Origin of the sequence: Brevundimonas goettingensis (genome assembly GCF_017487405.1) — a bacterium.
Taxonomy (GTDB): Bacteria; Pseudomonadota; Alphaproteobacteria; order Caulobacterales; family Caulobacteraceae; genus Brevundimonas; species Brevundimonas goettingensis.
Genome location: NZ_CP062222.1, coordinates 506,266 through 519,797, shown reverse-complemented (window position 1 = coordinate 519,797; position 13,532 = coordinate 506,266). Strand labels below are relative to the sequence as shown.

The following is a 13,532-nucleotide window of genomic DNA, read 5'->3' as shown; positions in this document are numbered from 1 at the left end:
AAAGAACACCGCTACGGTTCGCCGTCAACGGCGCCGGCGTCCTAGAGATAGGCGCCGACCGCCCAGGGCACGAACTCGTTGTCGCCGATGCCGAGCGCCTCGGACTTGGAGGGCTCGCCCGACGCGACCGCCAGCATGCGCTCGAAGATCTCGCGGCCCACCTCGGCCATCGGCGTGCCGGTCAGGACCGGCGAGGCGTCGATGTCCATGTCCTCATCCATCCAGCTGGCCAGTCTGGCGTTGGAGGCGACCTTGATCGAGGGCGCCGGCTTGGCCCCGAAGACCGAGCCCCGACCCGTGGTGAAGACGATCAGATTGGCGCCCGAGGCGATCTGGCCGGTCGCGGAACAGGGGTCGTAGCCCGGGCTGTCCATGAAGGTCAGGCCTTGCGTCTTCAGCGGCTCGGCATAGCCGATGACGTCGGTCAGGGGCGTCGAGCCCGACTTGGCCACGGCGCCCAGGGACTTCTCCAGGATGGTCGTCAGACCGCCCTTGAGATTGCCCGGCGACGGATTGTTGTTCAGCTCCATCCCGTGCTTGTCGGCATAGGCGCGCCACCAGTCGAGGCGGGCGTTCAGCTTGTCGGCGACGCCTTGCGAGGTCGCGCGGCGCAGCAGCAGATGTTCTGCGCCCCAGATCTCGGGCGTTTCCGACAGCATGGCCGAGCCGCCGTGGGCGACCAGCAAATCGACGGCGGCGCCCAGGGCCGGGTTGGCCGTGACGCCGGACCAGCCGTCCGAACCGCCGCACTGCAGGCCGACGGTCAGGTGCGACGCCGACACCGTCTGGCGCTCGACCTTGGACGCCTCCTCGACCAGTTCCCTGACGATCTCGATCCCGGCCTCGATGGCGCGGGCGGTGCCGCCGGCCTCCTGGATGGTCATGGCGCGCAGGGTGGTTCCGGTCTCGAGCTCGGACTTCCTGAGCCAGTCGGGAATCTGGTTGGCCTCGCAGCCCAGGCCGACGATCAGGATGGCGGCGAAGTTGGGATGGCGGGCGTAGCCGGCCAGGGTCCGCTGCAGCAGTTCGACATCGCTCGACAGGGATGACCCGCCGCAGCCGCCCTGATGGGTGAAGGCCACAACGCCGTCGACGCCCTTGGGCAGGCTGGAATCGGGGAAAGCGTCGGCGACGCGCCGGGCGACCGTCGCCGAACAGTTCACGCTGGTCAGGACGCCGATGTAGTTGCGCGTGCCGACGCGGCCGTCCTTGCGCACGATGCCCTGGAAGGTCGCACCGTCGAGGGCTTTGGGCGGATGGACGTCGGCGCCGACCTCGGCCTCGCGCCCGTCGTCGGCCATGGCCAGGTTGTGGACGTGGACGTGGTCGCCTGGTTCGATCGCCGTCTTCGCCCGGCCGATGACCTGGCCGTAGCGACGGACGAGACCGCCCTCGGCGACGGCGTGACGCGCGATCTTGTGGCCTTGGGCGATGTCGGCGCGGGCGGGGGCGTCCAGACCCTCGGGCGTCTCTCCGGCAGTGATGTCGTCAAGGGCGACCGCGATGTCATCGGCGGGGTTCAGGATAAGGACGCGGGACATGGCTTACTCCGTCACCAGACGGGCGGCCTCGACCGCGCCGTGGGTGCTGAGCGAGAGATAGGCAGCCGTCACCGCTTTTACGAACGCCGGGTCAGCGGCCAGGGCGGGCGGGAAGACGGCCGAAAGGGTCAGCAAGGCCGCGACGCGAGCCTCGTCTGTGTCGGCGCCGGCCAGAAGTTCGGCGGTCTTCGCCGCCAGCGGATCGTCGACGACGAAGGTCTCGCCGGTCTCGGTCACGCCCGACTGCCACTTCATCCAGGCGGCGACGCCCAGGGCGAGGGCCTCGATCGACTGCCCCGCCGCCAGACGTTCGGCGGTCCCGGCCAGCAGGCGCTGCGGCAGTTTCTGCGAGCCGTCCATGGCGATCTGGCGCGTGCGGTGCATCAGGGCCGAGTTGGAGAAGCGGGCCATCAGCTCTTCTCGATAGGCGGCGATGTCGAGCCCGGGCGGCGGGTTCAGCGTCGTCTCCGCCTCGTCCCACAGGGCCTCGACGAAGGCCTTGAGCACCGGATTGGCGACGGCCTCATGCACATGTTCGTGCCCCGACAGGGCGCCGAGATAGGAGACGGCCGAATGGGCGCCGTTGAGCAGGCGCAGCTTGGCGTCCTCCCAAGGGGCGACGGCGTCGGTCAGTTGCACGCCGAGCGCGGCGAAGTCCGGACGCGGACCGGCGAAGCGGTCCTCGATCACCCACTGGGTGAAGGGCTCAGCCTTAACCATGCCTTCGTCGCGGACCCCGATCCGGCCCGCCAGCTTGTCGATGTCCTCGGGGATGGTAGCGGGCACGATCCGGTCGATCATGGTCTGGGGAAAGGCCCCCTCGGCGGCGACCCAGTCGGCCAGTTCGGGGTCGATGCGCTTGGCCATCTCCAGCACCCCGGCGCGGATGCGGGCGCCGTTGTGCGGAAGGTTGTCGCAGGAGATGACGGTGAAGGGCGCAAGCCCCACCGCCTTGCGAGCCCGCAGCGCTGCCACGACAAAGCCGGGCGCGGTACGGGGCGCGGAAATGTCGGCGAGGTCGGCGGCGACTTCCGGGTCCTCGACCATCACGTCGCCGGTCGCGGGATCGAGGCGATAGCCCTTCTCGGTCACCGTCAGGGTGACGATGTGGACGTCCGGATGCGCCATGGCCGCGACGAGGGCGGCAGGGTCCTCCGGCCCGACCAGAACCCCCTGCCCCGCCCCGATGACGCGCAGATGTTCGTCGGCGCCGTCGCGGACCACCAGCGTATAGAGGCCGTCCTGCGGGTTCAGCTGATCGCGTACGCCCGGCGATCGCAGCGAGGCGCCGAGCACGCCCCAGCGCAGGTCGCCGCTCGCCAGAGCATCGTCGAACACCACCGCCTGGTGCGCCCGGTGAAAGGCGCCGATGCCGAGGTGGACGACGCCGGTCTTCACCGCCGCGCGGTCATAGGCGGGTTTGGCCGCGGGCGTCGCGGCCAGAGTGGCGTCGGAGAGCCGTGTCACAGCTTGTAGGCCGCCTTGACCAGACCATAGGTCAGGGCGTGGGCCAGTTCGTGGGCCTCGTCCTCTTCCATCCGGTGTTCGACCACCAGCTTGGCGAGGAAGCCGCAGTCCATGCGCCGGGCCACGTCGTGACGGGCCGGGATCGACAGGAAAGCGCGGGTGTCGTCGTTGAAGCCGACGGTGTTGTAGAAGCCCGCCGTCTCCGTGGTCTGCTCGCGGAAGCGGCGCATGCCCTCGGGGCTGTCGTGGAACCACCAGCTCGGGCCCAGTTTCAGCGCCGGATAATGGCCCGCCAGCGGGGCCAGTTCGCGGCTGTACGAAGTCTCGTCCAGGGTGAACAGGATCAGGGTCAGGCGGGTGTCCGAACCGAACCGGTCCAGCAGCGGCTTGAGCGCCCGGACGTAGTCGGTCTGCGTCGGGATATCGCAGCCCTTGTCGCGGCCGAAGCGGTTGAACACCGTCGCCGAGTGGTTGCGGAACGAACCCGGGTGCAGCTGCATCACCAGACCGTCCTCGACCGACATGGCGGCCATCTCGGTCAGCATCTGGCCGCGGAACAGCTCGGCTTCGGCGGCGGAGACCGGGCCGGTCGAAACCTTGGCGAACAGAGCCTCGGCCTCGGCCTTCGACAGGTCGGCGGTAAAGGCGGTCGGGTGGCCGTGGTCCGTCGAGGTCGCGCCAATCTCAGCGAAGAAGGCGCGGCGGGCGCGAAGGCTGTCGAGATAGCCGGCCCAGGTGGTGGTGTCGCAGCCGGTCTGTTCGGCCAGGACCTTCAGATTGTCGCGGAAGCCTTCGTAATCCGGGTCCAGCACCGGGTCGGGGCGATAGGCGGTCAGCACCCGGCCCTTCCAGCCCGAGGCGCGGATGGTCTTGTGGTGCTCCAGCGTATCGGTCGGGCTCTCGGTCGTGGTCAGGACCTCGATGTTGTAGCGATCGAACAGGGCGCGGGGCTTGAACGCATCCGTCTTCAGCGCGGCGTCGATGACGTCATAGTAGTGGTCCGCCGTCTCGGCCGAGAGGCGCACGTCGATGCCGAAGGCCTCGGCATAGACCCAGTCGTGCCACATGCGCGACGGCGTGCCGCGGAACAGGTGATAGTTCTCGGCGAACCGGCGCCAGATGGTGCGGGGATCGGTCTCGACCGGACCGCCGTCGGCGCGCGGAACCCCCAGATCCTCCATCGCCATCCCCTGCGAGTGCAGCATGCGGAAGACATAGTGGTCGGGCGTGATCAGCAGCTCGGCCGGATTGGCGAAATTCTCGTTCAGCGCAAACCACGACGGATCCGTATGGCCGTGCGGGCTGATGATCGGCAGATCCTTGATCTCGGCATACAGGCGACGGGCCAGGCCGCGCGTGTCGGCGTCGACCGGGAACAGGCGGTCGGGGTTCAGCTTCAGCGGATGGCTCATCGGTACGGCTCTACTGCGCGGCCGGCGCAGGGCGCGCGCTTCCTGGGGTGATCGCGGCGACGGCGAAGGACCGTGTCTGACGACGGTCTCGACGGTTCGTCGGGTGTCTATGACACCGGTGGCATTCCTTTGGCAAATGCGTATGACGCATCGGTCGCGCCATGTTGCGCGAAGGGCGGACGGAACGCCAGTTTCGAGACGTCAGATGGGCTTCAGCTGGCCGCTGGCGACGACGGGGCCGGTCGGCAGGCCGGTGGGCGAGCCGCCCAGCGGCTCGACGGAGACGGCCAGGGTGGCGCGCGAACCGTCAGGTCCGATCAGCTTGTCGGTGTCGATGGTCACGACCTCCTTGCCGTCCATGACGCCCAGCGAAATCGGGTTCTGACCCTCGGGCAGGACCCACATCTCGAACGACTTGTCGTTCAGGCCATCCGAACTCACCGGCGCGATGGTCAGGCGTCGGTTGGCGCGGTCGAGGGTGACGACGAAGCTGGCGGGCCCCTCCTCGCCCTTCAGCAGGCCGACCGAGGTCAGGGAGGCGTCCTCGACCGCCGGCGGGGCAACCGTCGGCGTCGTGGTCGGGGTGGGTGTGATCAGGACGATGGCAACAGCCGCTGCTGCGGCCACGCCGAAGACGCCGGTCGCGGCGCGCCACAGATTGATATTGCCCCAGGCGGTGGGCTTGCTCGGCGCCAGACCCAGCTGGGCCGCGATCCGCATCCAGACCACGCGCGGCGGGGTCTTCTCCGGAATGGCGTCGATCAGGGGGGCGAACCGCTCGTCCCAGGCGCTGACCAGGCCAGCGAAGGCGGGGTCCGAGGCAATGCGGCGCTCGGCCTCGCGGCGCTGGTCGGCCGTGGTCACGCCCAATGCGTATTCGGCGGCGTCCTGGTCCGGGGTCGAGGCAGTCGGTTGAATGTCGGTCATCCGCCGAGACAAGCCTTCAGCTTGATCAGGGAGCGGCGGATCCAGCTCTTCATCGTGCCGGTCGGCACGCCGAACAGGGTCGCCACGTCCTCATAGGTGCGGCCGTCGAAGAAGGCGGTCTTGAGCGCCTTCTGCTGCTGGTCCTCCAGCTCGGCGATACAGCCGTCCAGCCGGGTGGAGGTTTCGGCGCGCAGGACGGCGTCGAGACCGTCCTCGCCGTCATCGGCGACCTCGCCCGCATCCTCGATCGGGCGGCTGACGCGGCGGCCCACCTGACGCTGCCGGTCGATGGCGCGGTTGCGCGCGATGGCGGCCAGCCAGGTGATCGGGCTGGCCCGACTTTCGTCGAACTGACCCGCCTTGGTCCATACCGAGATGTAGACTTCCTGCAGCACGTCCTCTGCCTCGCTTCGATCGTTCAAGATACGAAGCACCACCCCGAATAGTTTCGATGAGGTGGCGTCATACACCGCCTGCAGGGCGCCCCTGTCTCCACCGGCCACGAGCCTGAGGTTGGCGTTCAGGGCCTGGCGGCTGAGGTCGGCGTCCATGCGTCGGCTTTTACACTGCTTTCAAGACGATGCATCGGTCGCACGGCTTCGCATTCGCCGCAAGACGCCGCCCGAAACAGAGCCGTGATCACTTCACCAGAAGGCGCGATCCGTAGTAGCCGGCGGTGGCCGCCGTCAGGCTCAACACCGTGCCCCAGGCCATGTCGGCCAGGGTGATGGTCGTGCTCCACCGCGTCAGGGTCGCCTGGTTGGTGAGGTCATAGGTCGCATAGGCGACGAAGCCGAAGACGGCCCCGTTGACGACCGCCCGCATGACGGAAGCCTCACGCAGGGCCGGAACGGTCGCCAGGAAGGTCAGGCCCGCCAGATAGATGAAATAGAAGGCGACGGCGGCCGGCAGATTGACGGACTTGGCCATGAAGTCGCCGAGCACGGGCCGGTACAGTTTGTCGCCCATCACCGTCAGCCAGACCCAGTCCATGACGAGGACGACGAGGGCCGAACAGCCGTAGGCGGCGAGATATTTCAGCATGCTCAGGCCCTCTTCAGACGATAGTGGCTGACGCCCCAGACCTGGCCGTCGCTGTCGCCGAACAGGCCGGCGGTAGCCATGAAGAATCGCCGCCAGCGACGCATCCACAACGGCGCGTTGGCAGGGCCGTAGACCGAGGCCATCAGCCCCCGGATCTCCTCCTCGTGCATGTCGAAATTGTCGAGCCAGTCATCGGCGGTGCGCTGGTAATGGGTCCCCGACCAGCGCCATTCGTCCTCGACCGTCAGCAGGTCGCCGTACTGGCGCATCAGGCCGTGGCTGGGCATGACGCCGCCGGTGAAGAAATGCTGGGCGATGAAGTCGCTCTGGTCCGAGACCTCGAACCGGTACGGCGCGTCGATATGGCTGAAGACATGGATGAACATCCGCCCCTCGGGCTTCAGCCAGCCGCGCGCCTTGCCCAGCAGGGCCCGCCAGTTGGCCATATGCTCGAACATCTCCACCGAGACGATGCGGTCGAAGGTCCGGTCGATCATGAAGTCGTTCATGTCGGCCGTGATGATGGTCAGGTTGGTCAGGCCGCGCCGCCGGGCCGTCTCGTCGATCGAGGCCTTCTGGCTGTGCGAGTTGGAAACGGCGGTGATGTTGGCGTTCGGGTAGCGTTCGGCCATCCACAGCGACAGCGAGCCCCAGCCGCAGCCCAGCTCCAGAATGCTCTGGCCGTCCCGGATGTCGGCATGCTCGCAGGTGATCCGAAGGGCGCTGGCCTCGGCCTCGCCAAGGGATGCGTCGTCGCTCTCGTAGAAGCAGCTGGAGTATTTGCGGTGCGGGCCGAGGCAGAGCTCGAAGAACCGGGCCGGCAGTTCGTAGTGCTGCTGGTTGGCGGCGTCGGTGTGTTCGGCGACCGGGCGTTCGGCCATTTCACGGGCAAAAGTCGCCTCGGCGTCGGCGGGTGGGGTCTTCAGCGCCTTGCGCGCATTGGCGACCAGGAGGGCGATGGCCGGCCGGGTGAGGAAGTCCGGAAAGGGCGCGTCCTGAAGCTTGTTCACGCTGTTGGAGATCAGGCTCACCGGGTCGCTCCTGCGGATGTCGGGGATTTGCGGGCGGGTCGGGGGAAGAAGGCCCCGACGCGGTTCTGGTAGTCGACGAAGGCCTGGCCCCGGGACTTGAGCATCGCCTTCTCAAGCGGCGGCACGCCGGTCAGCCGCGTCAGGATCAGATACATGACGACGGGGGCGATCAGGCTGAGCCAGCCCAAGGGCCAAGGTCCGGGCCATGAGCCCGACAGGTCAATCGCGATGACCGGGTACGCGACCCAGCCCAGCCATTCGAAGACATAGTTGGGATGGCGCGACAGGCCCCACAGGCCCCGATCCATGATCTTGCCGTGATTGGCGGGATCGGCCTTGAAGGCCTTCATCTGGCTGTCGGCCCGGCCCTCGCCGAGAATGGCGATCAAGAGGATGGCGGCGCCGATGAAGTCTTCAGGCGTCAGCCCGGCGCCGGGACGCAATGCCGCGGCGGCGATGGAAGCGCACAGCAGGGTCGTCGCCGGGGCCTGCACGATGGCCAGGCCGAATAGATTGGCGTTGAAACGACGGCCCCACTCCTCCTTCATCATCACATAGCGCGCATCCTCGGCGCTCCGGGCGACGCGGACGGCGATGTAGGAGCCCAGCCGGATCGACCAGATGGCCACCAGAATGGCGACGAGAATCTGGCGTTCGGACGGCGCTCCGGCCCATGGGCTCAAGGCCACCACCACACCGCTGATACCGGTGCCGAAGGTCCAGAAGACGTCGATCCAGCCGGTGTTGTCGGTCTTCAGCGAGACGGCCCAGGCCGTCACCATGACGACGACCATGAAATGGAAGGCGAAGAGGAGCGCGATCAGCATGATCAGCGGCCCGAGGGTTCGAGCTGACGGGTCGGCAGACCCAACTGCCCCATGCGCGCCGTCAGCCGGGCCTGTTCGGCGGCGGACATGGTCGCGCTGCGCGACAGCAGGGCCGGGAACTGACCGTCGGCGGTGGTGGCGATCATCCAGCTGTAGTCGGGCGCGACCTCGATGACCCAGTAGCGCTGACGGATCAGGCCGCCGAAGAAGCTGGCCTCGAACTTGGCGTTGGTCGTGCTGTCGAGGACCCGGGCGCTGGTGTTGACCGTCGAGGCCCGGCCCGTGCGCGAGCCCTGATGGCAGGTCTGGGCGATGGAGAAGCGGTCCGCGCCGCGCCGCGACCAGACCTGACTGGCGGCCCAGCAGTTGCGCTGATGGTCGTTCGGCGTACGCAGGATCTCGTACCAGCGACCCATGAAGCGATCGAGATCGACATGGCTGCGCGGCTGGGGCGCCTCGGCAGAGGAGGCGGCGGGGATGGCGAGGGCCAGAGCGAGAGCCATGGCGGCGGTGCGAAGGTTCAGCATGGGTCTCAGCTTCCTTGTGTCGCCGGGGTCGGGTGACCGACCGTGACGGGCGTCGCCGGCACGCGACCGGAGCGCAGGCGAAGACCCTTGAGGATCAGCAGGATGGCCTCCCAATGGATGCCGGCGATGACCTTCAACGTGAGCAGGGGATGGGCGATCCAGGCCCGGATCAGATTGCGGTCGGTCAGCGGCGCCCGCTCTCCGAAGAAGCTGGTCAGCAGCATCGGCCCCTCCCCGTCCTCGACGGTGATGGAGACGCCCGCGATCTCCTCATCGGCGCCGGTCGGCGGAACGACCGAGAAGCGGTAGGTCAGGTCCATGTTCATGAAGGGCGAGACGTGGAACTGTTTGGCGACCGACTGGCGCACGGCCCCGTCCGTCGTGACCACCGGCATCAGGTAGGAGTGCCGCTGGCCGAAGGTGTTGGACACCTCGTACAGGATGGCGCTGAGCCGCCCCTCGCCGTCGTGGCAGAAGAAGACGCTGAGCGGATTGAAGCCATAGCCGAGGATGCGCGGCATGGTCAGCAGACGGATCGGCCCGCCGCCCCGGATGTTCGCCTCGGCCAGGCTGCGCTCGATCTGGTCGCGGAGCGGCGTCTGCGACCGGTCGCCGAAGTCCGACAGGTTCAGCGACATCAGGCCGAACTTGCCGCGCGTCAGCCACCGCAACCGGCCGGTCAGACTGGCCGCCTCGTCGAGGTCGATCAGCAGCATGAAGATGCGGTACTTCAGCGCATGGACGCGCGGGCGCAGGCGGCGGTGCGAGACCGTACCGGTGTAGATCCCCGATGCGATCGCGTCCGCCGTCATGCGGGGGCCGCCTCCGAGCCGGTCGTGACTGCAGCGGCCGTCAGCGGAATGCGGCCGCTCTCGTTCTCGACGTTCCACGGACGGCGCACCCCTCCGATGGCCTCGGCGACCGCCAGACCGGCCTGCAGCCCGTCCTCGTGGAAGCCCGAGCCGAACCAGGCGCCGGCGAACCAGGTGTCGTTGACGCCCTGCAGCGACCAGAGTTCCTGCTGGGCCGCCAGGGCCGCACCGTTGAAGATCGGATGGTCGAAATCGTGGTCGGCGATGATCGTCGCCGGATCGGGTTCGACCTCGGGGTTCAGGGTGACGAAGACCGGATCGCCGGGCAGGCCCTGCAGCAGGTTCATCCAGTAGGTGACGCTGGGATGGCCCGTCCCGCGCCGAGACGCCTCGCCGCCCACATAGTTCCACGCAGCCCAGGCCGCCCGCCGTTTGGGCATCAGGGCGGTGTCGCGGTGCATGACCACGCGGTTGCTCCCATAACGGATGGCGCCGAGCAGCCGCGTCTCCTCGGCGGTCGGCTGGTCCAGCAGGGCCAGGGCCTGATCGGAATGGGTGGCCAGGACGACGGCGTCATAGACCTCCTGCTTGCCGGACGTCGTATGGACGATCGTCCGTCCCGAACGTCGCACGATGCGGGCGACCGGATCGCCGACCGAAAGCGCGCCCCGGAACTCGCGGGCCAGGGCGTCGACATAGGCGCGGCTGCCTGTATCGACCGTCTTCCAGTTGGGCTTCAGATCAACTTCGAGCAGACGGTGATTGCGGTAGAAGCGTATGAAGGCAGCCGCCGGATAGTCGGCCATCTGGCAGGACGAAGACGACCAGATCGCCGCCGCCTGGGGCAGCAGATGCCGGTCGCGGAAGGCCGCGCCGTATCCGCCCTTGTCCAGATAATCGCCCAGCGAACACAGGGAGACGTCAAGGTCGCCGAGATCGGCCTCCGCCGTCCGGTGAAACCGTTTCAGGTCGATCAGCATCCGCCAGAAGGCGGGGCTGAACAGATTGCGCTTCTGGGCGAACAGGCCCTTGGCCCCATGGCTGGAATATTCGAACCCGCCGCCGTCCATCGAGACGGCGAAGGACATGTGCGCGGCCTTGGACGGCACGTCCAGATAGTCGAGCAGGGCGGTGAAGTTCGGGTAGTTGGGCTCGTTGAAGACGATGAAGCCGGTGTCGACCGGCATGACGCCATCCTTCATCGGCACGTCGATCGTGCAGGCGTGGCCGCCGAGCCGGTCACCGGATTCATAGAGCGTCACGTCATGCGCCTGCGACAGCAGCCAAGCCGCCGACAGCCCGGATACGCCTGACCCCACGACGGCGACACGACGCCGTGATTTCGGGGGTTCTTGAACGGGCGAAGGTCGATCGTACATGACAGCTCACGAGCAGACCGGCGTTTGGCCGGACGAAGTCAGCTACGAAGCTGCACGGCGTCTGGATGTTCCAAAAAAAGGCGCATCCTTTCCGCGGCTAATCCGTAGCTTCACCGTCCGACCGGACGCGTGAACGCGCGGAGATCACCATGACGGCCCCTACAGTCCACGACAGCCTCGACGTCCGCGCGATCCACGCGCCGAGGCCCGGCAGGCTTCTGCTCTGGGTGCTGGGCAAGGTGGGTCAGGACTGGAAGGGGCGCGGGCTGGTGATCCAGGCGCCGGACCGTCAGGAATACCGCTTCGGCCCGCCCTCCCCCGATCCCGCCCGGCTGATCGTCCACGACTGGAAGATGATGGGCCGGGCCCTGGCGGCCGGAGATATCGGTCTGGCCGAGGGCTATATGGCGGGCGAGTGGGACACGCCGGATCTGGCCGCCCTGCTGGCCGTCTTCGCAGACAATTTCGAGCGCCTCGACCAGTTCGCCAGCGGCAATGTCGTCGGCCGGGCGATCAACTGGGTCGTCCACCGGATGGGCAAGCTGAACACCCGGCGGGGATCGAAGAAGAACATCATCGCCCATTACGACCTGGGCAACGCCTTCTATGAGCGCTGGCTCGACCCCAGCATGACCTATTCCTCGGCCCTGTGGACCCGGCCCGACCAGTCGCTGGAAGCCGCCCAGCGCGAGAAGTATGCCGCCCTGGCCTCAAGCATCGACCTGAAACCCGAACATACGGTGCTGGAGATCGGCTGCGGCTGGGGCGGGTTCGCCGAATACGCCGCAGGCGAGATCGGCTGCCGGGTCGTCGGCCTGACCCTGTCGCCGTCCCAGCAGGCGTATGCGGTCGAGCGGATGGTAAAGGCGGGGCTGTCGGACAAGGTCGAGATCCGGCTGCAGGACTATCGCGATGTCACCGAGACCTTCGATCGCGTCGTCTCCATCGAGATGTTCGAGGCCGTCGGAGAGAAGTGGTGGCCCACCTATTTCGACGTCGTCCGCAGCCGGCTGAAGCCGGGCGGTCAGGCGGGACTGCAGATCATCACCATCTGCGACGACCTGTTCGCCGGCTATCGCGGGCGCGTGGACTTCATCCAGAAATACGTCTTCCCCGGCGGGATGCTGCCTTCGGAGGCGGTGCTCAAGGACGTCATCGAACCTCACGGCCTGACGATCGGCGCCGTCACCCGCTTTGGTCAGGACTATGCCCGCACCCTGCATCTGTGGGCCCGCCGGTTCCGCGAGGCGGACAGCGGCATGAACACCGTCTTCGACCGGCAATGGCTGTTCTACCTCGCCTATTGCGAGGCCGGGTTCGCGACAGGCCGAACCAATGTGGTGCAGCTGAGCCTCTCCGCGGCCTGACGGGCGCTCCGACCGACCGCCAGCCGGAGCGATACGATTAATCAACATCTCTGACGCAACCTATACGTGCAATCACGAAGGATGCGCGAATGGTCGAGCTGAGCGGAGATCAGGGGGGCGGGGCGCCGGGGGGCGCATCGCGCTCGCCTCCGACCGAACTGGTGTCGGTCCAGTACCTGCGCGCCGCGGCGGCGCTGGGCGTCGTCGTCTGGCATGCCCAGGGCCAGATGGGCCTGAAGGAGACCATCGTCCTCCAGGCCGGGATCGAGGTCTTCTTCATCATCAGCGGCTATGTGATGTGGCTGATCCTGTCGCGGCGGCCGGTCTCGCCCATGACCTTCCTGAAGAAGCGGCTGATCCGGGTCGTGCCCCTCTACTGGGTCCTGACCAGTCTGATGGTCGTCCTGCTGCTGGTCGCGCCGCAGCTGTTGCAGAGCGCCCGGTTCGACCCGGCCCACATCATCGCCTCCTATCTGTTCGTCGCCTGGCCCAACCCGGCCGAGGGCGCGGGTCTGAAGCCGGTGATGATCCCAGGCTGGACCCTGAACTATGAGATGTTCTTCTATCTGGCCCTGGCCGCGACCCTGCCGCTGGCGGCGCGAAGACGCGCGCCTATCCTGTTGGGTTTCCTCGGACTTCTGGGCGCGGCCTCGCTGCTGCCGCTGCCGCCCATCGCCCATTTCTACGCCTCGCCCTTCATGCTGGAGTTCGCGCTGGGCATCTTGCTGGCGTTGGGTCTGGAGCGGCTGCCGGAGCCTTGGAAGCGTCAGGGGCCCTACGGCGTCATCACCGGTTGTTCGCTGCTGTTTATCGGCGGCCTGCTGATCGACCCGCAGAACCATGCGCGACTGCTCGCCTTCGCCCTGCCTGCGACGCTGTTGATCGCGGGTCTGGTCTGCTGGGAGACGCACGGTCGACTGCCGGCCCTGCCCTGGCTCAAGCGGATCGGCGACGCCTCCTATCCCCTCTACATGATCCACCCGGTGCTGCTCTCGGCCATGGCCCAGGCCTGGCGCGCGGCGGGCCTCACCATCCTGTCGCCCTGGCTGTTCGTGGCGGCGGGGGTGGTCGTTACCTCCCTCGTCGGCTGGGTCCTGCACGTCACCCTCGAACGCCCCCTGCTGGCCGCCTTCAGCCCGGCCCGGAAGACGGCGGGCCGCCCCGCGACACCACCCCTGATTGTTTCATAACGATCCGC

13 protein-coding genes are annotated in these 13,532 nt (G+C 67.6%); 2 read left to right on the top strand and 11 right to left on the bottom strand.

All coding sequences use genetic code 11. The features are described from left to right. Positions 1-41: 41 nt before the first annotated feature. The 11 genes from IFJ75_RS02680 to IFJ75_RS02630 form a co-directional block, all read right to left on the bottom strand. Positions 42-1,541 (bottom strand): UxaA family hydrolase, encoded by a 1,500-nt coding sequence (locus tag IFJ75_RS02680; protein WP_207871029.1) that lies wholly within the window; start codon positions 1,539-1,541, stop codon positions 42-44. Between the two features lie 3 nt (positions 1,542-1,544). Further along, positions 1,545-3,008 carry a mannitol dehydrogenase family protein gene (locus IFJ75_RS02675; RefSeq protein WP_207871028.1) on the bottom strand — a complete coding sequence of 488 codons (1,464 nt, stop codon included), beginning with the start codon at positions 3,006-3,008 and terminating at the stop codon, positions 1,545-1,547. After that, complete coding sequence (gene uxaC / locus IFJ75_RS02670) at positions 3,005-4,420, bottom strand: glucuronate isomerase (protein WP_207871027.1); 1,416 nt, start codon at positions 4,418-4,420, stop codon at positions 3,005-3,007. The genes IFJ75_RS02675 and uxaC overlap by 4 nt, the downstream gene beginning before the upstream one ends. A 201-nt stretch (positions 4,421-4,621) precedes the next feature. Further along, positions 4,622-5,347 carry an anti-sigma factor gene (locus IFJ75_RS02665; protein ID WP_207871026.1) on the bottom strand — a complete coding sequence of 242 codons (726 nt, stop codon included), beginning with the start codon at positions 5,345-5,347 and terminating at the stop codon, positions 4,622-4,624. Further along, entirely contained in the window at positions 5,344-5,898 is a 555-nt protein-coding gene (locus tag IFJ75_RS02660) for a sigma-70 family RNA polymerase sigma factor (RefSeq protein ID WP_207871025.1), read from the bottom strand. Before IFJ75_RS02660 ends, IFJ75_RS02665 begins: the two co-directional genes overlap by 4 nt. Positions 5,899-5,986: 88 nt before the next feature. Further along, the gene (locus tag IFJ75_RS02655; RefSeq protein WP_207871024.1) at positions 5,987-6,391 is read right to left on the bottom strand and encodes a DUF2177 family protein; all 405 of its coding nucleotides are present in this window, start codon (positions 6,389-6,391) and stop codon (positions 5,987-5,989) included. A gap of 2 nt (positions 6,392-6,393) precedes the next feature. After that, positions 6,394-7,422, bottom strand: coding sequence for an SAM-dependent methyltransferase (locus tag IFJ75_RS02650; protein WP_207871023.1), 1,029 nt, complete (start codon positions 7,420-7,422; stop codon positions 6,394-6,396). Beyond that, positions 7,419-8,249 (bottom strand): DUF1295 domain-containing protein, encoded by an 831-nt coding sequence (locus IFJ75_RS02645; protein ID WP_207871022.1) that lies wholly within the window; start codon positions 8,247-8,249, stop codon positions 7,419-7,421. The genes IFJ75_RS02650 and IFJ75_RS02645 overlap by 4 nt, the downstream gene beginning before the upstream one ends. A gap of 2 nt (positions 8,250-8,251) precedes the next feature. Further along, positions 8,252-8,776 carry a lipocalin family protein gene (locus tag IFJ75_RS02640; RefSeq protein ID WP_207871021.1) on the bottom strand — a complete coding sequence of 175 codons (525 nt, stop codon included), beginning with the start codon at positions 8,774-8,776 and terminating at the stop codon, positions 8,252-8,254. A 5-nt stretch (positions 8,777-8,781) separates the two neighbouring features. After that, positions 8,782-9,588 carry a DUF1365 domain-containing protein gene (locus tag IFJ75_RS02635; RefSeq protein WP_207871020.1) on the bottom strand — a complete coding sequence of 269 codons (807 nt, stop codon included), beginning with the start codon at positions 9,586-9,588 and terminating at the stop codon, positions 8,782-8,784. Next, positions 9,585-10,967 carry an NAD(P)/FAD-dependent oxidoreductase gene (locus tag IFJ75_RS02630; protein ID WP_207871019.1) on the bottom strand — a complete coding sequence of 461 codons (1,383 nt, stop codon included), beginning with the start codon at positions 10,965-10,967 and terminating at the stop codon, positions 9,585-9,587. Before IFJ75_RS02630 ends, IFJ75_RS02635 begins: the two co-directional genes overlap by 4 nt. Before the next feature lie 149 nt (positions 10,968-11,116). Here IFJ75_RS02630 and IFJ75_RS02625 point away from each other — a divergent pair, with 149 nt between their 5' ends. Beyond that, entirely contained in the window at positions 11,117-12,334 is a 1,218-nt protein-coding gene (locus tag IFJ75_RS02625; RefSeq protein WP_207871018.1) for an SAM-dependent methyltransferase, read from the top strand. An 89-nt stretch (positions 12,335-12,423) separates the two neighbouring features. Next, positions 12,424-13,524: an acyltransferase family protein gene (locus IFJ75_RS02620; RefSeq protein WP_207871017.1), complete on the top strand. Its 1,101-nt coding sequence runs from the start codon at positions 12,424-12,426 to the stop codon at positions 13,522-13,524. Positions 13,525-13,532: the final 8 nt, after the last annotated feature.

Bases quoted from the DNA above. Each gene is read 5' to 3' on its own strand.
- IFJ75_RS02640 (WP_207871021.1), bottom strand. From the start codon at position 8,776: ATGCTGAACCTTCGCACCGCCGCCATGGCTCTCGCTCTGGCCCTCGCC.
- IFJ75_RS02645 (WP_207871022.1), bottom strand. From the start codon at position 8,249: ATGCTGATCGCGCTCCTCTTCGCCTTCCATTTCATGGTCGTCGTCATG.
- IFJ75_RS02620 (WP_207871017.1), top strand. From the start codon at position 12,424: ATGGTCGAGCTGAGCGGAGATCAGGGGGGCGGGGCGCCGGGGGGCGCA.
- IFJ75_RS02630 (WP_207871019.1), bottom strand. From the start codon at position 10,967: ATGTACGATCGACCTTCGCCCGTTCAAGAACCCCCGAAATCACGGCGT.
- uxaC (WP_207871027.1), bottom strand. From the start codon at position 4,420: ATGAGCCATCCGCTGAAGCTGAACCCCGACCGCCTGTTCCCGGTCGAC.
- IFJ75_RS02680 (WP_207871029.1), bottom strand. From the start codon at position 1,541: ATGTCCCGCGTCCTTATCCTGAACCCCGCCGATGACATCGCGGTCGCC.
- IFJ75_RS02625 (WP_207871018.1), top strand. From the start codon at position 11,117: ATGACGGCCCCTACAGTCCACGACAGCCTCGACGTCCGCGCGATCCAC.
- IFJ75_RS02635 (WP_207871020.1), bottom strand. From the start codon at position 9,588: ATGACGGCGGACGCGATCGCATCGGGGATCTACACCGGTACGGTCTCG.
- IFJ75_RS02660 (WP_207871025.1), bottom strand. From the start codon at position 5,898: ATGGACGCCGACCTCAGCCGCCAGGCCCTGAACGCCAACCTCAGGCTC.
- IFJ75_RS02665 (WP_207871026.1), bottom strand. From the start codon at position 5,347: ATGACCGACATTCAACCGACTGCCTCGACCCCGGACCAGGACGCCGCC.
- IFJ75_RS02655 (WP_207871024.1), bottom strand. From the start codon at position 6,391: ATGCTGAAATATCTCGCCGCCTACGGCTGTTCGGCCCTCGTCGTCCTC.